22 protein-coding genes are annotated in these 25,164 nt (G+C 69.1%); 11 read left to right on the forward strand and 11 right to left on the reverse strand.

Annotated elements, in window-relative coordinates; genetic code table 11:
* The first annotated feature begins 59 nt into the window (after positions 1-59).
* The 5 genes from QM714_RS18640 (at position 60) to QM714_RS18660 (ending at position 4,939) form a co-directional block, all read left to right on the forward strand.
* On the forward strand, positions 60-1,337 hold the full coding sequence (locus QM714_RS18640; protein ID WP_415102833.1) for a DUF6350 family protein: 1,278 nt from the start codon (positions 60-62) through the stop codon (positions 1,335-1,337).
* Between the two features lie 36 nt (positions 1,338-1,373).
* The gene (gene purN / locus QM714_RS18645) at positions 1,374-1,994 is read left to right on the forward strand and encodes a phosphoribosylglycinamide formyltransferase (protein WP_415102834.1); all 621 of its coding nucleotides are present in this window, start codon (positions 1,374-1,376) and stop codon (positions 1,992-1,994) included.
* Positions 1,991-3,607, forward strand: a complete 1,617-nt coding sequence (gene purH / locus QM714_RS18650) for a bifunctional phosphoribosylaminoimidazolecarboxamide formyltransferase/IMP cyclohydrolase (RefSeq protein ID WP_415102835.1) — start codon at positions 1,991-1,993, stop codon at positions 3,605-3,607. The genes purN and purH overlap by 4 nt, the downstream gene beginning before the upstream one ends.
* A 72-nt stretch (positions 3,608-3,679) precedes the next feature.
* Complete coding sequence (locus tag QM714_RS18655) at positions 3,680-4,531, forward strand: bifunctional methylenetetrahydrofolate dehydrogenase/methenyltetrahydrofolate cyclohydrolase (protein WP_415102836.1); 852 nt, start codon at positions 3,680-3,682, stop codon at positions 4,529-4,531.
* 6 nt (positions 4,532-4,537) lie between these two features.
* On the forward strand, positions 4,538-4,939 hold the full coding sequence (locus QM714_RS18660; protein WP_415102837.1) for a DUF3017 domain-containing protein: 402 nt from the start codon (positions 4,538-4,540) through the stop codon (positions 4,937-4,939).
* 49 nt (positions 4,940-4,988) lie between these two features.
* On the opposite strand, the gene QM714_RS18665 is transcribed toward QM714_RS18660, so the two are convergent.
* Positions 4,989-5,978 (reverse strand): malate dehydrogenase, encoded by a 990-nt coding sequence (locus QM714_RS18665; RefSeq protein WP_415102838.1) that lies wholly within the window; start codon positions 5,976-5,978, stop codon positions 4,989-4,991.
* A 126-nt stretch (positions 5,979-6,104) separates the two neighbouring features.
* Here QM714_RS18665 and QM714_RS18670 point away from each other — a divergent pair, with 126 nt between their 5' ends.
* Positions 6,105-6,869, forward strand: a complete 765-nt coding sequence (locus QM714_RS18670; RefSeq protein ID WP_415102839.1) for a hypothetical protein — start codon at positions 6,105-6,107, stop codon at positions 6,867-6,869.
* 291 nt (positions 6,870-7,160) lie between these two features.
* Here QM714_RS18670 and QM714_RS18675 read toward each other — a convergent pair whose 3' ends face one another.
* Positions 7,161-8,384: an MIP family channel protein gene (locus QM714_RS18675; protein ID WP_415102840.1), complete on the reverse strand. Its 1,224-nt coding sequence runs from the start codon at positions 8,382-8,384 to the stop codon at positions 7,161-7,163.
* A gap of 179 nt (positions 8,385-8,563) precedes the next feature.
* Here QM714_RS18675 and QM714_RS18680 point away from each other — a divergent pair, with 179 nt between their 5' ends.
* The 5 genes from QM714_RS18680 to QM714_RS18700 all read left to right on the forward strand — a co-directional run bounded on the left by QM714_RS18680 (position 8,564) and on the right by QM714_RS18700 (position 14,976).
* Positions 8,564-10,792 carry an NADP-dependent isocitrate dehydrogenase gene (locus QM714_RS18680; RefSeq protein WP_415103062.1) on the forward strand — a complete coding sequence of 743 codons (2,229 nt, stop codon included), beginning with the start codon at positions 8,564-8,566 and terminating at the stop codon, positions 10,790-10,792.
* 95 nt (positions 10,793-10,887) lie between these two features.
* Positions 10,888-12,120 carry an MFS transporter gene (locus QM714_RS18685; protein WP_415102841.1) on the forward strand — a complete coding sequence of 411 codons (1,233 nt, stop codon included), beginning with the start codon at positions 10,888-10,890 and terminating at the stop codon, positions 12,118-12,120.
* 35 nt (positions 12,121-12,155) lie between these two features.
* On the forward strand, positions 12,156-13,220 hold the full coding sequence (gene trpS / locus QM714_RS18690) for a tryptophan--tRNA ligase (protein ID WP_415102842.1): 1,065 nt from the start codon (positions 12,156-12,158) through the stop codon (positions 13,218-13,220).
* 17 nt (positions 13,221-13,237) lie between these two features.
* Positions 13,238-13,765: a 2'-5' RNA ligase family protein gene (locus QM714_RS18695; RefSeq protein ID WP_415102843.1), complete on the forward strand. Its 528-nt coding sequence runs from the start codon at positions 13,238-13,240 to the stop codon at positions 13,763-13,765.
* Between the two features lie 23 nt (positions 13,766-13,788).
* A complete protein-coding gene (locus tag QM714_RS18700; protein WP_415102844.1) occupies positions 13,789-14,976 on the forward strand; it encodes a YihY/virulence factor BrkB family protein in 1,188 nt (395 codons plus the stop codon).
* A 248-nt stretch (positions 14,977-15,224) separates the two neighbouring features.
* Here the strand turns inward: QM714_RS18700 and QM714_RS18705 are convergent, their stop codons facing one another.
* From QM714_RS18705 to QM714_RS18745, 9 genes are all read right to left on the reverse strand, one after another.
* A complete protein-coding gene (locus QM714_RS18705; protein ID WP_415102845.1) occupies positions 15,225-15,620 on the reverse strand; it encodes a type II toxin-antitoxin system VapC family toxin in 396 nt (131 codons plus the stop codon).
* On the reverse strand, positions 15,617-15,868 hold the full coding sequence (locus QM714_RS18710) for a type II toxin-antitoxin system Phd/YefM family antitoxin (protein WP_415102846.1): 252 nt from the start codon (positions 15,866-15,868) through the stop codon (positions 15,617-15,619). Before QM714_RS18710 ends, QM714_RS18705 begins: the two co-directional genes overlap by 4 nt.
* Before the next feature lie 100 nt (positions 15,869-15,968).
* Complete coding sequence (locus QM714_RS18715; protein ID WP_415102847.1) at positions 15,969-16,712, reverse strand: succinate dehydrogenase/fumarate reductase iron-sulfur subunit; 744 nt, start codon at positions 16,710-16,712, stop codon at positions 15,969-15,971.
* Positions 16,709-18,715, reverse strand: a complete 2,007-nt coding sequence (locus QM714_RS18720) for a fumarate reductase/succinate dehydrogenase flavoprotein subunit (protein ID WP_415102848.1) — start codon at positions 18,713-18,715, stop codon at positions 16,709-16,711. Before QM714_RS18720 ends, QM714_RS18715 begins: the two co-directional genes overlap by 4 nt.
* Before the next feature lie 17 nt (positions 18,716-18,732).
* Positions 18,733-19,434: a succinate dehydrogenase cytochrome b subunit gene (locus QM714_RS18725; RefSeq protein WP_415102849.1), complete on the reverse strand. Its 702-nt coding sequence runs from the start codon at positions 19,432-19,434 to the stop codon at positions 18,733-18,735.
* Positions 19,435-19,600: 166 nt separating this feature from the next.
* Positions 19,601-19,822 carry a formate dehydrogenase subunit delta gene (locus QM714_RS18730; protein ID WP_415102850.1) on the reverse strand — a complete coding sequence of 74 codons (222 nt, stop codon included), beginning with the start codon at positions 19,820-19,822 and terminating at the stop codon, positions 19,601-19,603.
* Positions 19,819-22,653 (reverse strand): formate dehydrogenase subunit alpha, encoded by a 2,835-nt coding sequence (gene fdhF / locus QM714_RS18735; RefSeq protein ID WP_415102851.1) that lies wholly within the window; start codon positions 22,651-22,653, stop codon positions 19,819-19,821. The genes QM714_RS18730 and fdhF overlap by 4 nt, the downstream gene beginning before the upstream one ends.
* On the reverse strand, positions 22,650-24,206 hold the full coding sequence (locus QM714_RS18740; protein ID WP_415102852.1) for a formate dehydrogenase beta subunit: 1,557 nt from the start codon (positions 24,204-24,206) through the stop codon (positions 22,650-22,652). The genes fdhF and QM714_RS18740 overlap by 4 nt, the downstream gene beginning before the upstream one ends.
* Entirely contained in the window at positions 24,203-24,685 is a 483-nt protein-coding gene (locus QM714_RS18745; protein WP_415102853.1) for an NAD(P)H-dependent oxidoreductase subunit E, read from the reverse strand. Before QM714_RS18745 ends, QM714_RS18740 begins: the two co-directional genes overlap by 4 nt.
* Between the last annotated feature and the right edge of the window lie 479 nt (positions 24,686-25,164).

The following is a 25,164-nucleotide window of genomic DNA, read 5'->3' on the forward strand; positions in this document are numbered from 1 at the left end:
GAAGGTGCACGGCGTGGGAGCGCGACCGGGGCAGCTCGTCGGGCGATGATGACGGGGCCATGACCTCACTCCTGTCCGCGCGTGGCGAGGCGGCCACGCTCGACCTCCGCCATCGGCGGCCTCTGCTGCTGATCGGTCTGCTCGGCGGGGTCCTGGCCGCGGCGACCACCCTGGTGGCGTGCCTCGGAGTGGGGGTCGTCGGCTGGTATCTCGCCGATGACGGTGTCCACGGAGTGCCCCGAGACGGGCTGCGCGCCGCCGGCCTGGTGTGGTTGATGGCGCACGGCTCGGGAGTGCACGTCGGCGGCGTCGCGATCAGCGCCGTACCCCTCCTGCTGACCCTCACCTGTGCCTGGACCTGCTGGCGGGCCGGGCAGCGGGTGGGTGACTCGGTCTCGGGGCACGGGCCGGACGCCGACCGCATCGCCGACGGCGAGCGGGACTGGACGGTGCCCTCGGCCACCCTGCTGTTCACGGTCGGCTACTGCAGTGTCGTGCTGGCCACCGCACGGCTCGCCGGCTCCGCGGAGACCGCACCCTCGGGTGCCCGTGCGTTGGCCTGGTCGCTCGTGCTCGGGCTGGCGATCGGCGGCCCGGCGATCGCGGCGAGGTCGGGGCGGCTGGCGATCTGGGCGACCTTCGTGCCGGAGACCGCTCGCGCGACCCTGGCCACTGCGGCCCGCATCCTGGTCACGTTCCTCGGCGTCGCGCTCGCCAGCTGGTTGGTCGCTCTCGCGCTCGACGGTGCCTCCGCGGCCAATGTGCTGTCGCAACTGCATCTGGATCCCGCCGACACCGGGATGTACCTCCTCGTCTCGGCCCTGCTGATCCCCAACGCCACCGTCTTCGCCGGGTCCTACCTGCTCGGCCCCGGGTTCGCGGTCGGCGCGGGGACACTGGTGTCACCGACCGCGGTCGTGCTCGGGCCACTGCCGCTCTTTCCGCTCCTGGCCGCCCTGCCGGACGCGGGTCCCCCACCGGCATGGACCCCCTACCTGATGCTGGCACCGGTGCTGGTGGCCGCCTTCGCTGCGGGCCGCGCGCAGCGCCGTCGCCCCACGCTCAGGTGGGACCAGGCCGCCGTCCGTGGCGGCGTCGGCGGGATGATCGCGGCTCTGGGGTTCGCGCTGCTTGCCGTGTTGTCGGGTGGCTCGGTCGGCCCCGGCCGGATGCGCACGGTCGGCCCCGAGACGATCGCCGTGCTGGGCCACGCCCTGCCCGCCTTCGCGCTCGGTGGGCTGGTGGGTGCGCTGGTCGCCACCTGGTGGCAGCGCCGTCGCCAGCGCCCGGCAGCCCCCGCGGGCGGAACCTTGCCGGAGGCTCCTACCGAGACGTGAGCGGACCCTCCTGCAGCCGGTCGATACACTGCCGCCGTGCCAAGCCCCGCCGTCGCACGACTCGTCGTCTTGGTGTCGGGGGCGGGGACCAATCTTCAGGCGCTCCTCGACGCGGCCGCCGAGCCGTCGTACGGCGCCCGCGTGGTCGCGGTCGGCGCCGACAGGGACGACATCGAAGGGTTGGCCAGGGCGGAGCGTGCCGGGCTGCCGACGTTCGTCCGCAAGGTGAGCCAGTTCGAGACACGGGAGGGCTGGGACCGCGCGATGCGGGACATCGTCAGCCGCTTCGAGCCCGACCTGGTGGTCCTGGCGGGCTTCATGAAGCTGGTCGGCGAGGACTTCCTGGCCGCCTTCGACGGCCGGGTGCTCAACACCCATCCCGCGCTGCTGCCGGCCTTCCCGGGCATGCACGCTCCGTCGGACGCGCTCGCCTACGGCGTCAAGGCCAGCGGGGCGACCCTCTTCGTCGTCGACGGTGGCGTCGACTCCGGCCCGATCGTCGCCCAGGTGACGGTGCCGGTCGAGCCCGACGACACTGTCGAGACCCTGCACGAGCGGATCAAGGTCGCCGAGCGAACGATGCTCGTCGACAGCGTGGGGCGGCTGGCCCGAGAGGGGTTCACTATCACTGACAGGAAGGTCAGGTTCGGGCGATGAGCAGTCGCGAGCAGGCAGCAGCAGGCGATGTCCCCGACGGCCGCGTGCCGATCCGCCGGGCATTGGTCTCGGTCTACGACAAGACCGGGCTGGAGGAACTGGTGCGCGGCCTCGACGCCGCCGGCGTCGCGCTCGTCTCGACCGGTGGGTCCGCCGCCCTGATCGAGTCGCTGGGGGTCGCGGTGACCCGGGTCGAGGAGCTCACCGGGTTCCCGGAGTGCCTCGACGGTCGCGTCAAGACCCTGCATCCGCGGGTGCATGCCGGCATCCTCGCCGACCGACGACGCAGTTCTCACGTCGAGCAGTTGGCGGAGCTCGATGTCGAGCCGTTCGACCTGGTGGTGTCCAACCTCTACCCCTTCACCGAGACGGTGGCTTCCGGCGCCACCCCCGACGAGTGCGTCGAGCAGATCGACATCGGCGGGCCGTCGATGGTGCGTGCGGCGGCCAAGAACCACCCGTCGGTCGCGATCGTGACGTCGCCGGACCGCTACGTCGACGTGCTGGCTGCCGTTGCTGCCGGCGGCTTCAGCCTCGCCGAGCGTCGGACGCTCGCCGCGGAGGCATTCGTGCACACCGCGACGTACGACGTCAACGTCGCCTCCTGGATGGGCAGCGTGCTCACCGACACCTCCCAGGGCACCGACACCTCCCAGGGCACCGGCTTCCCGGCCTGGCTCGGCGGCACCTGGGAGCGAGCCGCGGTCTTGCGCTACGGCGAGAATCCGCACCAGCCGGCGGCTCTCTACGCCAGTGGCTTCGTCCCCGCTCCCGGGCTGGCCCAGGCTCGGCAGCTGCATGGCAAGGAAATGTCCTACAACAACTATGTGGACGGGGACGCGGCCCGGCGTGCGGCGTACGACTTCGGCGAGCCGGCGGTCGCGATTATCAAGCACGCCAACCCGTGTGGCATCGCGATCGGCGCGGACATCGCCGAGGCGCACCGCAAGGCGCATGACTGCGACCCGGTGTCGGCGTACGGCGGCGTGATCGCCACCAACCGACCGGTGTCCCTCGAGATGGCGCGGCAGGTGGCCGAGATCTTCACCGAGGTCCTGGTCGCGCCGGCCTTCGAGGACGGTGCCGTCGAGGTGCTCGCGGCGAAGAAGAACATCCGGCTGCTCGAGTGTGGGCCTCTTCTGGCCGGGGGAGTGGAGACCCGTCCCATCTCCGGGGGCCTCCTCATGCAACGTCGGGACCTGGTCGACGCGGACGGCGACGATCCGGCAACCTGGACCCTGGCCGCAGGCCAGTCCGCCGACGCCGACACCCTGGCCGACCTTGCCTTCGCCTGGCGAGCCTGCCGGTCGGTCAAGTCCAACGCGATCCTGCTGGCCCGCGACGGTGCCTCGGTCGGTGTCGGGATGGGCCAGGTCAACCGCGTCGACTCCGCTCGGCTCGCGGTCTCCCGTGCCGGTGACCGCGCTGCGGGCTCGATCGCCGCCTCGGACGCCTTCTTCCCGTTCCCGGACGGACTGCAGATCCTGACCGACGCCGGGATCCGTGCCGTCGTGCAGCCGGGTGGCTCGGTGCGCGACGAGGAGGTCGTGGCGGCCGCTCAGACGGCGGGCGTGACGATGTACTTCACCGGCGCCCGGCACTTCTTCCACTGATCTCCTCCTCACCGCCGCCTCGCGTCGGACCTGTACGGACGGTCACGGCGCCCGGGTGAGAGGATGCCCGCTGTGACTGCGCAGAAGTTGGACGGGACCGCTACGGCCAAGACGATCAAGGGTGAGCTCATCGAGCGGGTCGAGGCGCTGAAGGACCGGGGAGTGACGCCCGGGCTCGGCACCGTCCTGGTCGGCGACGATCCGGGCTCGCGGTGGTATGTCAACGGCAAGCACAAGGACTGTGCCGAGGTCGGCATCGAATCGATCCGCGTCGACCTGCCCGAGGTGGCCTCCCAGGAGGAGATCGAGGACGCCGTCTGCGGCCTGAACGCCGACCCGGCCTGCACCGGCTACATCGTCCAGCTCCCGCTGCCGCGCGGCCGCGACGAGAACAGGGTGCTCGGCCTGATCGACCCAGCGAAGGATGCCGACGGCCTGCACCCGACCAACCTGGGCTGGCTGGTGCTGGGCCAGGACGCACCGCTGCCCTGCACGCCGTACGGCATCGTGGAGCTGCTGCGCCGACACAGTGTGCAGATCGCCGGCGCCGAGGTGGTCGTCGTCGGTCGCGGCATCACCGTCGGTCGGCCGCTGGGACTCCTGCTCACGCGGCGCTCCGAGAACGCGACGGTCACGCTTTGTCACACCGGCACCCAGGACCTCGCTGCGCACGTGCGCACCGCCGACATCGTGGTCGCCGCGGCCGGTGTGCCGGGCATCATCACCGGTGCGATGGTCAAGCCGGGCGCCGCGGTGCTCGACGTGGGGGTCTCCCGCGTGGACGGCAAGATCGCCGGTGACGTCGCCGACGACGTGTGGGACGTCGCCGGCTGGGTTTCGCCCAACCCCGGTGGCGTGGGCCCGATGACCCGGGCCATGCTGCTGTCCAACATCGTCTCGATCGCCGAGAAGTCGCTGGGCTGACCCACCTTGACCGACCCCGAGGACCGTCTGGACCAGACCGAGGAGATCCCCGCGGTCTCAGCCGAGCGGCTGGTGGAGCCGGAGCGGGGACCGGTGGAGGTCGTCCCGGGGGAGATGATGCCGGGGGAGGGGCGACGCTACCCGTCGACGATCGGTGGCGCGTTCTTCCTGGTCGTGCTCGCTCTGGCCATCGCTGGTGTGGTCGTCGCCGCTACCGGCTCCTGGCGGACCGGCATCCGGCTGCTGGGCTCGGCACTGCTGTTCGCGGCCGCCGTGCGTCTAGTGCTGCGGCCAGGTGACGCCGGCATGCTCGCGGTGCGGCACAAAGCGATCGACGCCGCGTTGCTCATCTCGGTCGGGGTGGCCCTGATCTTGCTGACCTCGTCGATTCCCAACCAGCCCCGCTAGCGACCCGGGCTTCGGACTTGGGCCCGGCTCGGGGTTCGCTAGGCTCGGGTCAGATCAGGCCGAGAGCCGTGACCGCGTCGCGCTCGTCGGCGAGCTCAGCGGTGGACGCGTCGATCCGACCCCGGGAGAAGTCGTCGATCTCCAGCCCCTGGACGACGGTCCAGTTGCCGTCGACGGTGGTCACGGGGAAGGAGGAGATCAGCCCCTCGGGCACGGCGTACGACCCGTCGGAGACGACCGCCATCGACACCCAGTCGCCCTCCGCCGAGCCGAGCAACCAGTCGCGGGCCGCGTCGATCGTGGCCGAAGCCGCCGAGGCGGCCGAGGAGGAGCCACGTGCCTCGATGATGGCCGCACCGCGCTTGGCGACGGTCGGGATGAAGTCGTTCTCGATCCAGGCCTGGTCGTCGACGACCTCGGCGGCGTTGCGGCCACCGATCTCGGCGTGGAAGACGTCGGGATACTGCGACGCGGAGTGGTTGCCCCAGATGGTCATCTTCTTGATCTCGGTGACCGGGACCTGCGCCTTGGCGGAGAGCTGCGAGATCGCCCGGTTGTGATCGAGGCGGGTCAGTGCGGAGAACCGCTCCTTCGGGATGTCCGGGGCGTTGCTCATCGCGATCAGCGCGTTGGTGTTGGCGGGGTTGCCGGTCACGCCGACGCGGACGTCGCTGGCCGCCACCGCGTTGAGGGCCTTGCCCTGCGCGGTGAAGATCGCTCCGTTCGCCTCGAGCAGGTCGGCGCGCTCCATGCCCGGGCCGCGTGGACGGGCGCCGACCAGCAGTGCCAGGTTGACCCCGTCGAAGATCTCCATCGGGTCGGCGCCGATCTGCACGCCCGCGAGGGTGGGGAAAGCGCAGTCGTCGAGCTCCATCACCACACCCTCGAGCGCCTTGAGCGCCGGCTCGATCTCCAGCAGTCGCAGCTCGATGGGCCGGTCGGCGCCCAGCAAAGCACCGCTGGCGAGTCGGAACAGCAGGCTGTAGCCGATCTGGCCGGCGGCGCCGGTCACGGCGACCTTGATGGGAGACGTGCTCACGGGGGCTCCTCACGAGGGCGATCGGTGGTGCCTCCGACGCTAGCAGCGCCCCGGCGTCGTCAGACGCGCGGCCCCGATCGCCCGAATGGGGAGGGGTCATGAGGGTGGGTGAGGCATGCTGTGCCCATGCCGTCGTCGTCGCCCACTGGCCAGTTCGGCGGGAGACCCCTCACCATCCTCCTGCTGGCGGCGGCGACACTCCTGTTGAGCGGCTGCGCCAGCGGTGCTGGGGTGGCGCCGCCGACCGGGGTGGACGAGTTGCAGGTCCCTACGACGTCGCCCGACCCGGCGGACTTCGCGACCGGCATCGACAATCCCTATCTCCCGTTGACGCCGGGCTCACGCTGGCGCTACGACGTGCTCCGAGAAGGCTCGTCCCAGCCGACCCGCGTCGAGAGCACGGTGTTGCCCGGATCAGCCGAGATCGACGGCGTGCCGACGACGCGGGTCAGCACGGCCGTCACCGCTCCGGATGGCACCCGCCGCTGGCGAATGATGACGTGGTACGCCCAAGACCGCGCCGGCAACGTCTGGCTGTTCGGCCAGCGGGTCGTCGGACGTCCGGCGGACTCCGCGCACTCGTGGCGCGCCGGAGTGGACGGTGCTCGCGCCGGCTTGGCGATGGCGGCCCACCCCCGGGTCGGTGACGGCTACGAGCTCGGATCGGCGCCGGGCAGGTTCGAGGATCGCGTGGTCGTCCTGTCAGCCGACGAGAGCGCCGTCGTCGACGGCACATCTCACGACCACCTGATCGTGGTCGAGACCATGAGCACCCTCACCTCTGCCGATCGGTCCCGGGAGTGGTACGCCGCCGGCATCGGTCTGCTCCAGGCCGACCGTGTCCAAGGCGCGCAGACCGAGCACTGGACGCTGGTCGATCACACGAACTGACCCTGGCTCGTTCCTCCTCCGGAACCGCCCGGGGACCGTTGCTGGTCGTGGATGGTGCTGACCTGGGTGAGCGTCTGCCGCGGTGTTCTTGCGTCTGCCGCGGTCTTGTGGTGGCAAAGTGCCCTGTATACCGGGCCCCAACCCACTACAGCACCGCGGAAGATGGGCCGGGGCCACCACAGCGAACCAGCAACCCGGCTACGACCCCGACCACCGGCCGCCTCTCCACGTCGCTGCCCCGTCGGTCGCAACCCGACCGCCAGCCGGCATTCGCCCGACGGGCGGGACCTCTCAGGAGTCCTCGGGGGGCCGGACCTGGGTGTGCCCCTCGCCGTCGTCGTCCCGGCCGCTGGTGTCACCGGTGTCGTCCCAGTTCTCGGGCAACTGCTGGGACCAGTAGGGCTCGGTGGGTGCCGGAGGGAAGGCCTGCGGCGTCCACGGCTGTTGAGTGGCTGACTGCGGGTCCTGCGGAGGCTGCCAGCTTGCCTGCTGACCCTCCCACTGCTTGCCTTCCCAGGTCTGACCTTCCCAGGTCTGGCTGCCGCCGGATGCGGAGCCGTCCGGGTCCTGGCCCCGCGCATGCTGGCCACCGGACCAGGTCTGCTGGCTCTCCCACGCCTGCTGGTGTTGCGCATCCCACGGCTGCTGCGCGCCGGCCGGAGGGTAGGGCTGCTGGTAGCCCTGCGGCGCACCCTGGCCCCACTGCTGCTGGTGCTGATAGGCCTGCTGGTTCCACTGTTGCTGGTAGGCGTCGGTGTACGCCGGCTGCGGGCGGCGCAAGCGCAGACCAGAGCCCGGGACCGGCTCGTCGTCACGCCCGAAGACCAGGTGATAGCAGGCGCCCGCGATCGCAGCGCCCACCAGCGGCGCCAGGATGAACAGCCAGAGCTGCTGGACAGCCTCGGATCCGGCGAAGACACCCGGCCCGATCGAGCGGGCCGGGTTGACCGAGGTGCCGGTCGCACCGATCGAGGCGAAGTGGATCGCGGTGAGGGTCAGACCGATGGCCAGCGGGGCGAGGGACGGGTGCTCGTTGCGGATGTCGGTGACCGCGAGGATCACCGTGACGAACACGGCCGTCAAGATCAACTCGAGGAGGAAGGCCGCCCACCACGCGAAGCCGCTGCCGGCATCGCCGAAGGAGTTCTGGCCCATGTGGCCGGTCGGGTCGAAGCCGGTGAAGCCGTGCAGGAGCACGAAGAGCACGAGCCCCGCGACCAGCGCTCCGCCGAGCTGGGCCAGCATGTAGATGCCCGCCTCCCGCCACGAGATCCGGCCACCCATCGCGGCGCCCAAGGACACCGCTGGGTTGAAGTGGCCGCCGGAGATGCGGCCCACGGCGTAGACCATCACCAGCACCGCGAGGCCGAAGCTGAGCCCGGTGGCGACATAATCGCCCTGGCTGATGACCGCCGTGCCGACTCCGAAGAGGACGAGCACGAACGTGCCGAGCACCTCGGCCGCGACCTTCTGGGCAAGCGTCGGAGCGCTCGGCTCCTGCGCCGTCTCGGACATCTACCCATCCCCTTCGTTGGTGCGCCCGTCGATCGGGCTCTCGACAACCACTGCACTCTAGATGACGGCGCGCTCTCCGGGGACGACAGCGTGCTGTCCGTGGGGCGACCCCGATGTCGCCAAGCCCCGCTGCGGCTACTACCGTCCCACGGGTGACGGACTCTGCCCCGACCCCCCAGATGTCGGCCCCCGAGATCATCTACACCCACACCGACGAGGCGCCGCTGCTGGCGACGTACTCCCTGCTACCGATCGTGCGTGCGTACGCCGCCCACGCCGGGCTGCCGGTCGTGACCCGGGACATCTCGCTCTCCGGGCGCATCCTGGCGCAGTTCCCCGAGGTGTTGACCGACGAACAGCGGGTCTCCGACACGCTAGCCGAGCTGGGTGCGCTCGCCGAACGGCCCGAGGCCAACATCATCAAGCTGCCGAACATCAGCGCCTCCATCCCGCAGCTCAAAGCCGCCATCGCCGAGTTGCAGGAGAAGGGCTTCGCGGTGCCCGACTACCCCGACAACCCGGCGACCGACGAGGAGCGGGACGCCCGCGGTCGCTACGACCGGGTCAAGGGATCGGCGGTGAACCCGGTCTTGCGGCAGGGCAACTCCGACCGCCGTGCCCCGGCGTCGGTGAAGAACTACGCCCGCAGCCACCCGCACTCGATGGGGGCCTGGTCGCCAGCGTCGAGGACCAACGTGGCGACGATGGGTCACCGTGACTTCCGCACCAACGAGAAGTCCGTCGTGCTGCCCGCCGACGACACCCTGCGGATCGAGCAGGTGGCCACCGACGGCACCGTCACGGTGCTGAAGGAGTCCGTGCCTGTGCTGGCCGGCGAGGTCGTCGACGGAACGTTCATGGACGTGGTGGCGCTCGACGAGTTCCTGGCGACCCAGATCGCCCTGGCCAAGGCCGAGGGTGTGCTCTTCTCGGTGCACCTCAAGGCCACCATGATGAAGGTCTCCGACCCGATCATCTTCGGTCACGTGGTGCGGGCGTTCTTCCCCAGGCTCTTCGAGGAGTACGGCGACGCGCTCACCGCCGCCGGCCTGTCCGCCAACGACGGACTCGGTGCCCTCCTCGCAGGTGCGGCGTCACTGCCCGAGGGTGAGGCGATCAAGGCTGCTGTCGCGGCCGGACTCGCCGACGGGCCGGAGCTGGCGATGGTCGACTCCGACCGGGGGATCACCAACCTGCACGTCCCCTCGGACGTGATCGTGGACGCCTCGATGCCGGCGATGATCCGCACCTCCGGCCACATGTGGGGTCCCGACGGCCAGGAGCACGACACACTCGCCGTGATCCCGGACTCGTCCTATGCGGGCGTCTACCAGACCGTGATCGAGGACTGCCGGGCACACGGCGCTTTCGACCCCGCCACGATGGGCTCGGTGCCGAACGTCGGGTTGATGGCGAAGGCGGCGGAGGAGTACGGCAGCCACGACAAGACCTTCGAGATCCCCGTCGACGGCACCGTCCAGGTGGTCGACAGTGCTGGCGAGGTGCTGATGGCGCACGAGGTGCGGGCCGGCGACATCTGGCGCGCCTGCCAGACCAAGGACGCGCCGATCCGAGACTGGGTCAAGCTGGCCGTCACCCGCGCCCGCGCTACCGGCGCCCCCGCGGTGTTCTGGCTCGACGAGGGCCGCGCCCACGACGCCAACCTGATCGCCAAGGTGCGCGACTACCTCCTCGAGCACGACACCGACGGTCTCACCATCGAGATCATGGCGCCGGCGGCAGCGACGGCGTACTCCCTGGAACGGATCCGCCGCGGCGAGGACACCATCTCGGTGACCGGCAACGTGCTGCGGGACTACAACACCGACCTGTTCCCGATCCTTGAGCTCGGCACCTCGGCGAAGATGCTGTCGATCGTGCCGCTGATGAACGGTGGTGGCCTCTTCGAGACCGGGGCCGGCGGGTCGGCGCCCAAGCATGTCCAGCAACTGCTCAAGGAGAACTACCTGCGCTGGGACAGCCTCGGTGAGTTCTTCGCACTGGCGGCCAGCTTCGAGCACTACGCGCAGGCGAACGGCAACGTGCAGGCCCAGGTGCTCGCCGACACGCTCGACCGGGCCACCGGGACGCTGCTCGACGAGAACAAGTCGCCCGCCCGCCGCGTCGGCGGCATCGACAACCGCGGCTCCCACTTCTACCTCGCGCTCTACTGGGCCCAGGAGCTCGCCGCGCAGACCGACGATGCCGACCTCGCCGCGGCGTTCGCCCCGCTCGCCGAGGCGCTCACGGCGCAGGAGGACACTATCGTCGCCGAGCTGCTCGCCGTCCAGGGCTCCCCGGCCGACATCGGCGGCTACTACCGCCCCGACGACACCTTGACCTCGGCGGTGATGCGCCCCTCGGCCACGTTCAACGCCGCCCTGGAGCTGCTGGGCGGGACGTCATAGCGGTTGGTCGCTATGGCGACCGGGAGGTATGACGTCCCGGAGATGGACAGCGAGGAATAGGTCACCGCGCGCCGCTCTTGGACACTAGCGTGGAGATGACTCGAACGATCGCCCCCGAGACGTCGCCCACCCCCGGATCCACCGAGGTGCGGGCGCGGCACCTCGGCCTCGCCCTGCTGACCCTGGCCATCGGCGGCTTCGCGATCGGCACCACCGAGTTCGTCACCATGGGTCTGCTGCCCGACATCGCCGCCGGGGTCGGCGTCTCCATCCCGCAGGCCGGTCACGTGATCTCCGCCTACGCCCTCGGCGTCGTGGTCGGGGCTCCGCTGCTGGCCTACTTCGGGGCCGGGCTGCCGCGCCGTTCGCTGCTGGTGGGATTGATGGCCGTCTACGCGCTGTTCAACCTGGTCAGCGCCCTGGCGCCCGGGTTCGCGTCGTTGACGGTGGCCCGGTTCGTCGACGGCCTGCCCCACGGTGGCTACTTCGGGGTCGCCTCGCTGGTGGCCGCGGAGCTCGCTCCGGTGGGCCGCAAGGGGAGAGCTGTAGCCAGCGTGATGCTCGGGCTCTCCGTAGCCAACGTGGTCGGCGTCCCGGCCGCGACCTGGCTGGGGCAGTCGCTGGGTTGGCGATGGGCCTACGTGTCGACCGCGTTCCTTGCGCTGGTGACCGTCGCGCTCGTCCTCTGGTTCGTGCCCCGCTGTCCGGCCGACCCCGACTCCTCGGGTCGCCGGGAGCTCTCCGGCTTCAGGAGCCCCCAGGTCTGGCTCACCCTGCTCGCCGGTGCCATCGGCTTCGGCGGGATGTTCGCGGTGATGTCGTACGTCGCCCCGTTGGTCACCGACGTCGCCGGCCTCTCGCATCGTGCCGTTCCGGTGTTCCTCCTGGTCTTCGGGCTCGGCATGGTGTTCGGCACCTGGACGGCCGGACGGCTCGCGGACTGGTCAGTGCTGCGCTCCCTGCTCGCGTCGGCCCTCGGCCTCGCCCTGGCGCTGCTGGCCTTCGGCCTGGTGATCCCCTACGGATGGGTAGCGATCGGACCGGCCTTCGCGGTCACCACCATCGGCTCGGTCCTGGTCGTGAACCTGCAGCTGCGCCTGATGGATGTCGCCGGGCACGCCCAGACCCTGGGCGCGGCGATGAACCACGCTTCCCTCAACGTGGCAAACGCTCTGGGTGCCTGGTTGGGTGGCGTGGTGATCGCAGCGGGCTTCGGGTACGTCTCGACGGCGTACGTCGGCGCGGTCTTGTCGGTGGCCGGATTCTCGGTGGTGCTGCTCAGCGCGATGCTCGCGTTGCGGGCCCGCCGAGCTCAGTGGAGCCGCTGACCGCCGATCGGGCGTCAAGTGACACAATTCCGGCCATGCCTTCTGTGTCCCTCGAGCCGGAGACCGCGGTCGCCGCGGCATCCGCAGGGTCGGCCCGGCCGCGGGTGCTGTCGGGCATCCAGCCGACCGCCGACTCGTTCCACTTCGGCAACTATCTCGGCGCGTTGCGGCAGTGGGTCGACCTGCAGGAGGACTACCAACCGTTCTTCTTCGTCGCCGATCTCCACGCGATCACGGTGGAGCAGGACCCCAAGACCCTGCGCCGACGCACCCTCACCGCCGCGGCACAGCTGTTGGCCGCCGGCATCGACCCGGCGCGGTCAGCGGTCTTCGTCCAGAGCCAGGTGCCGGCGCATGCCCAGCTGGGCTGGGTGCTGCAGTGCCTGACCGGCTTCGGCGAGGCGCGCCGGATGACGCAGTTCAAGGACAAGTCGGCCAAGGGCGGCGAGGGCGCGGCCAGCGTCGGACTGTTCACCTACCCGATCCTGCAGGCCTCCGACATCCTGCTCTACCGCCCGCACTACGTCCCGGTGGGCGAGGACCAGCGCCAGCATCTCGAGCTCACCCGCGACCTCGCGCAGCGATTCAACCACCGCTACAAGAAGACCTTCCGGCTCCCGGAGCCCTACATCCTCAAGGCGACCGCGAAGATCGGTGACCTCCAGGAGCCGACCGCCAAGATGTCGAAGTCGGCCTCCTCCCCGCAGGGCATCATCGAGATGCTCGACGATCCGAGGGCGAGCGCGAAGAAGATCCGCTCGGCGGTGACCGACTCCGACACCCAGATCCGATTCGACCCCGACGCCAAGCCCGGAGTCAGCAACCTGCTCACCATCTACTCCGCGCTGACCGGTCGCAGCATCACCGATCTGGAGAGCGAGTACGCCGGCCGTGGCTACGGCGACCTGAAGAAGGACCTGGCCGAGGTGGTCGTCGGCTTCGTGACGCCCTTCCGTGACCGGACCCTGGAGCTGCTCGACGACCCGCACGAGTTGCAGGCGATCCTCGACGACGGCGCGAGCCGGGCCGCAGCGGTCGCGGAGGCGACCCTGCGCGACGTCTACGAGCGGGTCGGCTTCACCTCGCGAGCCACGCGCTAGGGCTAAGGTCAGGTTCGATGCCCACCATCGGAGTCGCGCTCCCCATCCCGGAGCCCTGGGGCCGAGAGCTGCAGGACTACCGCATCTCGATCGGTGACGTGGCGGCGGCGCAGATCCCGACCCACATCACGCTGGTTCCCCCGATCGAGACGACGGGGACCGACCTCGGCCTGATCCGCGACCACCTGGCGGCGGTCGCTGCCGGGTTCGACTCGTTCGGGGTCCGGCTCCAGGGCACCGGCACCTTCCGACCGATCTCGCCGGTGGTCTTCGTCACGGTCGCCCACGGTTTCGACCGCTGCACCCGGCTGGCCGAGCAGGTTCGTCGTGGGCCACTGGATGTGAGCCTGCAGTTCGAGTACCACCCTCATGTGACAGTGGCCCACCAACTCCCCGACCCGGCTCTGGACCGCGCCCACGCGGAGCTCGCCGACTTCACCTGCGAGTTCACCGCAGACAGCTTCCACCTCTACGAGCACGACCCGACCCGCGGCTGGCAGCCGACGGGGGAGTTCACCTTGGCCCCGACCGCCGCCCTCGCCTAGGTGCGGCGGAGCTAGGGACAACGATGGCGGACCGACCGTCGCTGGTCAGCCGGGTGATGGGGCGCTTCTCGGCAGCCCGTCGCAGGCTGCCGATCCTGGACCATCTGATCCGCACCCAGGAGCACTACTCGCAGAACCAGGGCTCGGTCAACGCGGGCGGGATCAGCTACTTCGGCTTCTTGTCGTTCTTCCCCCTGATGGCGCTGGCGCTGTTCGTGATCGGACGGGTCACCGAGGTCTATCCCGAGGCCCAGGACACCCTCACCAAGGCGGTCACCTCGGCGTTCCCGGGGGTGTTCGGCAGCTCCGACGGAGCGCTGTCGCTCCAGGAGGTGCAGCGGCTGACGTCGGCGCTCGGTTGGTTCGGTCTGCTCGGTGCGCTCTACACCGGCCTGGGCTGGGTCTCCGCGATGCGTACGGCGCTGCTGCACGTCTTCGACGTCGACCAGGTCGATCGGCCGAACTTCGTCATGGGCATGCTGCGCGACCTGGTGATGCTCCCCGTCTTGGGCGTCTCGCTCGCGGTCAGCGTGGCGCTGTCGGGCGTGGTGACCCGTTTCTCGAGGCAGCTGCTGGGCTGGGTCGACCTCGGTGAGGGCCTGGCGCCGGTGCTGACCGTGATCTCCGTGCTGGTCGGTGTGGTCACCTCGGCGCTGCTGTTCATGGCGATGTATGTCATCCTCGGCGCGAGTGAGAACCCTCGCCGCGTCCTGTGGCAGGGTGCGCTGCTGGCCGCCACCGGGTTCGAGGTGCTCAAGCTGCTCGCCTCGCGATTGCTGAGCAGCACGGCCGGACAACCCGCGTTCCAGCTGTTCGGGATCGCGCTGATCGTGATGGTCTGGATCAACTACTTCGCCCGGATCACCTTGTACGGCGCCGCCTGGGCGCATACCGCACCGGCGTCCCGGGCCATCCGGGTCGCGCCCATCGCACCCCATGACGAGGCTGACTCCGGACCGACCGAGGCGGGGGCTGCCGGTGCCTCGCCCGCCGACGGGTCCGAGGTGGGGAGCATCGGCCCCAGAGGAGCAACTGGACCGGATGGGCAGCCGGGGTCGACACGCGCTCCGGAGGAGTCAGCGGATCGGGCGTCTGGGGGCCGCCGATGTGCCGCAGCCGTCTTCGCTGCGGGAGCTGGCTCCGTGCTGACCCTGGCGGCAGCCCGCCGCGCATGGCGTGCCCGGACCGAGAAGCGCGACCAGGGACGGTGAGGCAGAGTCCGCCCGGAATCTATTCGGTGGTTGCTGTCGGGCTGGCGGTGTGTCTATCGGGCGGGTGTTGACTGCGCCGGGGTCGTTGTTCTCTGACGCGGAACGGGCCGAGACTTCTTAAACACGTACTTTGCGTGCGGTGACTTCGGCCGTTTCAAGAAGGCGGCAGCCAGCCCCCTGGGGTCGATCGGGAACAGCTGATCTGGCTGTTGCGGGCTCTGGGTACGGGCCTGGCGGTGCCCCACCCGTCATATCTTCACGACCGCCGGCCCGCCCACATCCTCGATCACGTCGAAGTCGTCGTCCTGGGTCACGACGGGGAGCCCGTTGGCGGCGGCAACAGCGGCGATCCACAGATCGTTCACGTTCACCTTGCGTCGCGAGCCAGCCAGCAGCACACGCATTCGCGCCCACTCGGCAGCGGCCGCGGGCCCGACCACGAGCGGGTCATAGGCGGCGAGCGCCTCCAGCGTGCGCAGTCGACGCGCGCGCACGTCGGTGCCCTGGGCAGCCAGGACTCCGGCCTGGAGCTCGGCGAGCGTCACGACGCTCACGAACGCCTCGTCGGGCAGCTTGGCGTGATCGACGGGGCGGCCGGACTCGCGCGCGATGAACACGCTCGTGTCGAGTAGTCCGCGGGTCACTCGATCGGCCCCAGCTCGTCGAGGGTCTGGCCGGCCAGCTCTGCCAACTCGGCCCTGAGTCCCGGGTCCGCCGACGGGATCTGCAGGAACTCCGAGCGGGTCATGAAGCGACGCCGCCGCGACCGCGTGGGGATCAGGTCGGCGACGGGCTCGCCGTTGACGGTGATGGTCACCTGCTCACCGTGCGCAACCCGGTCGAGGACCCGGGCCGTGTGGTTGCGCAACTCTCGCGCGGCGACGGAGGACATGTGCGCAAACGTAGCACAATCGCCACATCAGCGGAGCGTCCATGCTGTGTGGATGTCGCGGGCACTGACGTTCGCAAACCGGGCGGGAGCTGAGTGTGAGTCAGTGCCCGTGCATGAAGGAGTGGCGCAGGTCCCGGTTGAGCTGATTGATCGCGTCGAGCGGGATCTCCTTGGGGCAGGCCGCGGTGCACTCGCCGATGTTGGTGCAGCCGCCGAAGCCTTCGTGGTCGTGCTGGGCGATCATGTCCGTCACCCGCTCGTCCCGCTCGGGCTGACCCTGGGGGAGCATGCCGAGGTGAGTCACCTTGGCACCCAGGAACAACGACGCCGACCCGTTGGGACAGGCCGCCACGCACGCCCCGCAGCCGATGCACATCGCCATCGAGAAGGCGCGGTCGGCGTCCGGCTTGGGGACCAGGATCGCCTCGGCATCAGGCGCTGAGCCGGTGTTGACCGAGATGAAGCCGCCCGCCTGGATGATCCGGTCGAAGGCGCTCCGGTCGACGACTAGGTCTTTCAGGACGGGGAACGGGTCGGCGCGCCACGGCTCGACGGTGATGGTGTCGCCGTCGGAGAAGGAGCGCATGTGCAGCTGGCAGGTAGTGGTCACCTCGGGCCCGTGCGCCTGCCCGTTGATCATCAGGCCACACATGCCGCAGATGCCCTCGCGACAGTCGGAGTCGAAGGCGATCGGTTCCTCGCCCTGGTCGTTGAGTCGCTCGTTGAGGACGTCGAGCATCTCCAGGAACGACATGTCGGGCGAGACGTCGTCGAGCTCATAGGTGTGCATCGCCCCCGTAGAGGAGGAGTCGGCCTGACGCCAGATCTTCAGGGTCAGTCTCACTTATAGCTCCTCTGCTTCATCTCGATCGCGGTGTAGATGAGGTCTTCCTTGTGCAAGACCGGCTCCCCGTCGTCACCGCCGAACTCCCAGGCAGCGACATAGGCGAACTGGTCGTCGTGACGCAGCGCCTCGCCGTCCTCCGTCTGCGACTCGGCCCGGAAGTGGCCGCCGCAGGACTCGCGCCGGTTCAACGCGTCGATGCACATCAACTCGCCGAGCTCGATGAAGTCGGCGACCCGGCCGGCCTTCTCCAGCGACTGGTTGAGGCTGTCGGCGGTGCCGAGCACCTTGAGGTTGGAGTAGAAGTCCGCCCGCAGCTCGCGGATGAGGTCGATGGCCTTGCGCAGACCCTCCTCGGTCCGCTCCATGCCGCAGTACTCCCACATGATGTTGCCGAGCTCCTTGTGGTAACTGTCGGCCGAGCGGGTGCCGCCGATCGACATCAGCCGGTCGATCCGCTCCTGTACGGCGGCGCGCGCGGCGACCACCTCGGGGTGATCGTCACCGATCGGCTCGAACGGTCCGTCGGCGAGGTAGTCGCGGATGGTGTTGGGGAGCACGAAGTAGCCGTCGGCCAGCCCCTGCATCAACGCCGAGGCGCCGAGCCGGTTGGCGCCGTGGTCGGAGAAGTTCGCCTCACCCGCTACGAAGAGGCCACGCAGGTTGGACTCGAGGTCGTAGTCGACCCACAGTCCGCCCATCACGTAGTGCACGGCCGGGTAGATCCGCATCGGCGTGACGTAGGGGTTCTCGCCGGTGATCCGGGCATACATGTCGAAGAGGTTGCCGTACTTCTCCTCCACGGCGCCTCGACCCAGGCGCTTGATCGCGTCGGCGAAGTCGAGGTAGACGCCGCGGCGGAAGTCGCCCACCATCGGCCCGACCCCGCGACCCTCGTCGCAGACGTACTTCGCCTGCCGGGAGGCGATGTCGCGGGGGACCAGGTTGCCGAAGGAGGGGTAGATCCGCTCCAGGTAGTAGTCGCGGTCCTCCTCGGGGATCTCCCTCGGATCCTTGTCGCAGTCCTCGCGCCGCTTCGGCACCCAGATCCGGCCGTCGTTGCGCAGCGACTCCGACATCAAGGTCAGTTTCGACTGGTGGTCACCGGAGACGGGGATGCAGGTGGGGTGGATCTGGGTGTAGCAAGGGTTGGCCATCAGCGCGCCCTTGCGGTGGGCCCGCCAGCTGGCCGTGACGTTGCAGCCCATTGCGTTGGTGGACAAGAAGAACACGTTGCCGTAGCCGCCGGTGGCGAGCACCACCACGTCCGCGACATGGGTCTCGATCTCGCCGGTGACCATGTCGCGGGCGACGATGCCCCGGGTGCGGCCGTCCACGACGATCAGGTCGAGCATCTCGTGGCGGGAGTACTGCGTGACCGAGCCGACGGCGACCTGGCGCTCCAACGCCTGGTAGGCCCCGATGAGGAGCTGCTGGCCCGTCTGGCCCCGGGCGTAGAAGGTGCGCGAGACCTGCACACCGCCGAAGGAGCGGTTGTCGAGCAGACCGCCGTACTCCCGGGCGAACGGCACACCTTGGGCGACGCACTGGTCGATGATGTTCGCGCTGACCTCTGCCAGCCGGTAGACGTTGGACTCCCGCGAGCGGTAGTCACCGCCCTTGACCGTGTCGTAGAACAGCCGGAAGACCGAGTCGCCGTCCTCCTTGTAGTTCTTCGCTGCGTTGATGCCGCCCTGGGCGGCGATCGAGTGGGCCCGGCGGGCGGAGTCTTGGTAGTAGAAGGCCTTGACCTGGTAGCCCGCCTCACCGAGGGTGGCGGCGGCCGAGCCGCCGGCCAAGCCGGTGCCGACGATGATCACCGAGAGCTTGCGCCGGTTGGCCGGGTTGACCAGTCGGGCCTCGAACTTCCGGGTGTCCCAACGCTGTTGGACCGGCCCGTCAGGGCCCTTCGTATCGGCGATCGGGTCGCCGAGGACGTAGTAGCCGTGCGCGTCGTCCGAGGTCTGCACGGAGGCCTTGCTCGCGGTCTTCGGGGTAGCCATCTTCAGGTCCTTCGGGTCTACTTCGCGATCACGCCGGCGACGACGAAGATCGGGACGAGGGAGAAGCCGCCGGCGACGACGACCGCGATGCCGAGCGCGAGCCCCTTGGCCCAGACCCGGGCGCGCGCAGAGTTGGTCCAGCCGAGGGTCTGGGAGGCACTCCAGACCCCGTGCCGCAGGTGCAGGAAGAGTGCGAACATCGCGACCAGGTAGATCAGCGTCATCCACCAGCTCGCGAACGTGTCCACGACCAGGTTGTAGGGGTCGTCGGTCGGCCCACCGGACACGTTGACCTTGCCGATGGTGAAGTTGACCAGGTGCCAGATGATGAAGAGCAGCAGGGCGATGCCGCCCCAGCGCATCCAGCGTGAGGAGAGCATCGAGGCGGTCTTGGGTCTGGCGGAGTACTTCACGGTGCGGGCGTGGTTGGCCCGGCCCCAGAGTTTGGCCGCCGACCACACATGGGCGATCAGCGCGATGATCAACCCGATCCGCAGCAGCCAGAGGAACCCGGCGTACGGCAGGATCGGCTCACCGAACGTGCGCAGGTGGTGGGCGTATTCGTTGAAGGCGTCGTGGCCGGCGAACATCTTCAAGTTGCCGTACATGTGCGCGAGCACGAAGGCGACGAAGACGAAGCCGCTCACGGCCATGACGATCTTCAGTGCGATGGTCGAGCGCGCTGCCCGCGCTCCCTTCACGAGGGACGTCGATGCCACCCGGTCACCGTATCGTTCCGCCCCGGACTCTGATGCCCGGGCCCCATGTGACAAATCCCCGGCTACCGGTGGGTCACCGCGCTGCGGAGCTGCTGGACGACCAGGATCGCCAGTGGGGGAGGCGGAGGTGGGGAAGCGCGCTGACCCCGCTGTGGCCAGTCGGCCCTCAGGGACCGACGAGTAGGCGCACGGCCTCGACGATCACCGGGTCGCAAGTGTCCCCGGCCGCGGCGACCTGCGTCTCGAATCGGACGTGCATGCGTGGCTCCCAGAAGGAGTTGACGTGCTGTGCCAGCCGAACCGAGCGCTCCTGGGCGGATAGGTGGGCCCACTGACGAACGATGTCGTTCGCCATCCGGAGCTTCGCCGACGGAACGTGGTCGCTCATCCTCCGCTGCTCCGCTGCGGCGCACCCGCGGGAACCGATCCGGCCAACTGGGTCAGTGCGGCCTCCGGATGCGTCCCGACCGTCACCTGCACTGCGGTCACCTTGTATTCCGGACAGTTGGTGGCCCAGTCCGAGTTTTCCGTGGTCACCACGTTCGCTCCGCTGAGCGGATAGTGGAAGGTTGTATACACGACGCCAGCGGGCATCCGGTCGGAGATGACCGCACGCAGGATCGTTTCACCCGTCCGGCTGGTGATGGTCACCTCGTCGCCGTCGCGAATACCCCGCACCTCGGCGTCGGATTCGTGGATCTCCAAGATGTCCTCGGCGTGCCACACCACGTTCGGCGTGCGACGTGTTTGTGCGCCGACGTTGTACTGGCTCAGGATGCGGCCAGTGGTGAGGATCAGGGGGAACCTGCGGCTCGTGCGTTCGAGGGTGGGGACGAAAGCGGTGACCTGGAAGCGGCCTTTGCCCCGGGTGAACTCCTTGACGTGCATGACGGGCGAGCCGTCGGGGAAGTCGTCGTTGCACGGCCACTGGACGCTGCCAGCGGCATCGAGCCGAGCGAACGAGACACCGGTGAAGGTGGGAGTCAGGGCGGCGATCTCGTCCATGATCTGGCTCGCGTCGTCGTACGCCATGGGGTAGCCCATCGCCGTCGCGATGTCGCATGCGATCTGCCACTCGTGCTTGCCCGAGACCGGGTCCATGATCGGCCGGACCCGATTGATGCGTCGCTCGGCATTGGTGAAGGTGCCGTCCTTTTCCAAGAAGGACGTGCCTGGCAAGAACACGTGGGCCAGCTGCGCCGTCTCGTTGACGAAGAGGTCCTGCACGACCAGCAGGTCCAACGCTTTGAGAGAGGCGTAGACATGGCTGGTGTTCGGATCGGACTGCGCGATGTCCTCGCCCTGGACGTACAGCCCGCGGAAGGAGCCGTCCAGGGCGGAGTCGAACATGTTGGGAATCCGGAGCCCGGGGATCGACGAGAGCTTCTTGGACCAGAGCTCCTCGAACGTGCCTCGCACGACGTCGTCGGACACATGGCGATAGCCGGGGAGCTCGTGGGGGAACGACCCCATGTCACACGAACCCTGCACGTTGTTCTGCCCGCGTAGCGGGTTGACGCCGACCCCTTCGCGTCCGATGTTGCCGGTGGCCATCGCGAGGTTCGCCATGCCCATCACCATGGTCGAGCCCTGGCTGTGCTCGGTGACCCCCAACCCGTAGTAGATCGCGCCGTTGGGTGCTTCGGCGTACAGGCGAGCCGCAGCGCGGATGTCCTCTGCCGGCACTCCGGTGACCTCGGCAGCAACCTCGGGGCTGTTCTCGGGGCGAGCGATGAACTCCGCCCAGGTGTCGAACTCCTCACAGCGCGCATCGACGAACTCTCGGTCGACCAGGCGCTCGGTGACGATGACATGAGCGAGGGCGTTGACGATCGCGACGTTGGTGCCCGGCGCCAGCGCGAGGTGGTGGGTCGCCTCGACGTGCGGTGAGCGGACCAAGTCGATCCGGCGAGGGTCGACGACAATGAGCCGGGCGCCCTCGCGCAGCCTGCGCTTCAACCGGGAGGCGAAGACAGGATGGCCGTCGGTCGGGTTGGCGCCGATCACCACGATGACATCCGCCTCGGCAACCGACTTGAAGTCCTGGGTTCCCGCAGACTCGCCAAATGTCTGCTTGAGGCCGTAGCCCGTCGGTGAGTGGCACACGCGGGCGCAGGTGTCGACGTTGTTGTTGCCGAAGGCCGCGCGGACCATCTTCTGGACCGCGTAGACCTCTTCGTTGGTGGTGCGGGAGGAGGTGATGCCGCCGATCGCGGCCGGACCGTAGCTGGCTTGGATCTCTTGCATGCGCCGCGCAACGTAGGAGATCGCGGTCTCCCAGTCGACGACCTGCCACTCGTCGGTGATCTTCTCGCGGATCATCGGCGTCGTGATCCGGTCGGGGTGGTGGGTGTAGCCGAAGGCGAAGCGACCCTTGACGCAGGCGTGGCCCTCGTTGGCCCCACCGAACTTGTCGGGAACCATGCGGACGAGTTCTTCGCCCTTCAACTCGGCGTTGAACGAGCAACCCACGCCGCAGTAGGCACAGGTCGTCTTAACCGTCCGGGTCGGCATGCCGAGATCGGTCACCAGCTTCTCCTGCAGCGCGGAGGTCGGACAGGCCGCCACACAGGCGCCGCAGGAGACGCATTCAGACTCGAGGAAGCTCTCGCCGGCGCTGGCCGAGACCTTGGACTCGAAGCCGCGCCCCTCGATCGTGAGCGCGAAGGTGCCTTGGATCTCGCCGCAGGCTCGGACGCAGCGTGAGCAGGCGATGCACGCCGAGGGATCGAAGGTGAAGTAGGGATTGCTGGAGTCGACCAGCGAGCCGAGGTGATGGTGGCCGTCGTAGCCGTAGCGCATCTCGCGCAGCCCGACCTCCGCGGCGAGATCTTGGAGGTGGCAGCCACCGGTCGGTGCGCAGGTCTGACAGTCGGTGGGGTGATCGGAGAGGTAGAGCTCCATCACGCCCTGGCGGAGCTTGTCGATCTTCTCGGTGCGTGTGCTCACCTTCATCTCGTCGACACAGGGGGTGGTGCATGAGGCCGGGGTGCCGCGGCCGCCCTCGACCTCGACTAGGCAGAGTCGGCAGGATCCGAACGCCGCGAGGCTGTCGGTGGCGCATAGCCTGGGGATATCGATGCCGGCGAGCGCCGCGGCACGCATCACAGAGGTGCCCTCGGCCACCGTGACGGGAACGCCGTCGATGTGGACGGTCACGGCAGGCGCTTCGTGGGCGGGTGCCGGTGTGCCGAGGTCGTGGTCGACTTGCAGGGTCATCGTCCTGTCTCCAAGGTGTCGAAGTCCTCCGGGAAGTGCTGGAGCGCACTGAGGACCGGATTGGGGGTGAGACCGCCCATCGCGCAGAGGGATCCGGTCGCCATCAGGTCGCACAGGTCGGTCAGCAGGGTGAGGTTGGCATCGCGGTCGACGCCGCTCCGGATCTTGTCGATGGTCTCGACGCCACGGGTCGAGCCGATGCGGCACGGCGTGCACTTGCCGCAGGACTCCTCGGCGCAGAACTCCATGGCGAAGCGGGCCATCGCCGCCATGTCCGTGGTGTCGTCGAAGACGACGATCCCACCGTGTCCCAGCATCGCTCCGACAGCCGCGAACGCCTCGTAGCCGGTGGGGATGTCCAGCCGGCTGGCCGGGATGTACTGGCCGAGGGGACCGCCGACCTGCACCGCGCGCACAGGTCGTCCGGAGCGGGTGCCGCCGCCCAGCCGATGGACCAGGTCGGCCAGGGAGATCCCGAAGACGGTCTCGAATGCTCCTCCGCGCGCGATGTTGCCGGCAAGTTGGAAGACCTGGGTGCCGCGCGAGCGCTCGACGCCGAGTGCGGCGTACGCAGCTCCTCCCTCGGCGAGCACGGCTGGGACACTGACCATGGTGAGCACGTTGTTGACGACGGTTGGACGTCCGAAGAGGCCGCTCAGCGCGGGAATGGGTGGTTTGGCTCGGACCGTGCCACGATTCCCCTCGATGCTCTCCAACATCGAGGTCTCCTCGCCACAGATGTAAGCACCGGCCCCGACCCTGAGTTCTATATCGAAAGCGTAGCCCGAGCCCAACACATCCGGACCGAGCCAGCCCAGCTCTCGGGCGATCGTGAGCGCCTCCCGGAAGATGGCGGCAGCGTCGGGATACTCCGACCGCAGATATACATAGCCCTCGTGCGCGCCGACTGCGGCGGCGGCGATCGTCATTCCCTCGATCAGGGCGAAGGGGTCGCCCTCGAGGATCATCCGGTCCGCGAACGTCCCGCTGTCGCCCTCGTCTGCGTTGCAGCAGACGAACTTCAGTGGATCCTCCGCGCCAGCCACCGTGCGCCACTTGACGCCCGCCGGGAATCCCGCCCCACCGCGGCCGCGCAGACCCGACTCCACGACCTCCTCCACCACTTCCTCCGGGGTGAGGGAGAGGGCACGCCGTAGCCCGACGAGCCCCCCGTGGGCGAGATAGTCCTGGGCGGAGAGCGGATCGATGAGACCGACCCGGGCCAAGCAGATCCGCTGCTGCTCCCGCATCCAGGGGAGTTCCTCGACGAGCCCGAGCGCTAGCGGATGGTCCGCCCCGCCGGAGAACCCGTCGAGGAGCCCGGCGTCGACCAGGCCCTCGACGTCATCGGGGACAACGGGCCCGTAACCGAAGCGTCCCTCAGGTGTCTCGACCTCGACCAACGGCTCGAGCCAGAGCATCCCGCGGGTGCCGTTGCGGACGAGGGTGATGTCGAGCCCACGGGAGGCGGCGGCAGCAGCAATGGCGTCCGCGACCTGATGGGCGCCGACCGAGGTGGCCGCGGAGTCGCGCGGCACATAGATTCTGGTCACGCCTGGCCTTTGGCGAGCGCGGCGACATCTTCCGGCCTCACCCGGCCGTGGACGCGGCCGTCGACAAGGATGGACGGCCCGAGTGCGCAGTTGCCGAGACAGAAGACCTGGTCGAGTGTCAACGACCCGTCGGCGGTCGTCTCGCCGACCTTCATGCCGAACTCGTCTTCGACCGCGGAGACGAGGGCTTCCGCGCCGACGGCCTGACAAGCCTCCGCGCGACACACCTGGACGATCGTCCGGCCGACAGGCTGGTCGCGCAGGTCGTGGTAGAAGCTGAGCACGCCGTGGACGTCGGCGCGAGACAGGTTGAGCTCGGCGGCGATCAGTGGCACCGCGTCGGCCGGCACATGCCTGAGCCGGTGCTGCAGGTCCTGCAAGATGACGAGCAGCGGACCGCGCTCATGGCGGTGCGCTTCGACGACGGAGCGCACCACGTCGGCCAACCCAGCCACCCCGTCCTCTCCTCTGTCCTGCATGAGATCCCCGCTGACCGAGCTCATCGGAGGTTCTCAGAACGTGTTGGGGAAGCCGATGGTCTGCTGCGCGACGCCCCGAGGGCGCTCCGCGGCGTTGCGAAATCTCGCGAGACAACCCGGTATGGCTTCGATTCCGCGCCTTGCGGAGCATCCCACGGATGGGCCGCTCGCGACGGCCGAGACGTCCCCCACACGTTCTCGGTGTGCGGGTGTTCGGGAGACGACAACACAGATATCAACGACCCCTCCAGACGGGGATGATACAGACCGGGACGATTCGGACGGGGATGATTCGGCCAGTGGCGACCCTGGATCACGCCTCGTGCGAAGACACGCTAGAGAGGTTCTTCGATCGACGTCAATGCGTGCTGTCGGTAGCGGCGGCCCGGCTGCGCGGCGGCCCGGCTGCGCGGCGGCCCAGGCCTGGTTGACCTGGGCTGCCTTCCGGAGCAGGACGACGTCCGCTTGCCGGTCGCCGT

Source organism: Nocardioides sp. (genome assembly GCF_047602075.1).
In the GTDB taxonomy this organism is placed as follows: domain Bacteria; phylum Actinomycetota; class Actinomycetes; order Propionibacteriales; family Nocardioidaceae; genus Nocardioides.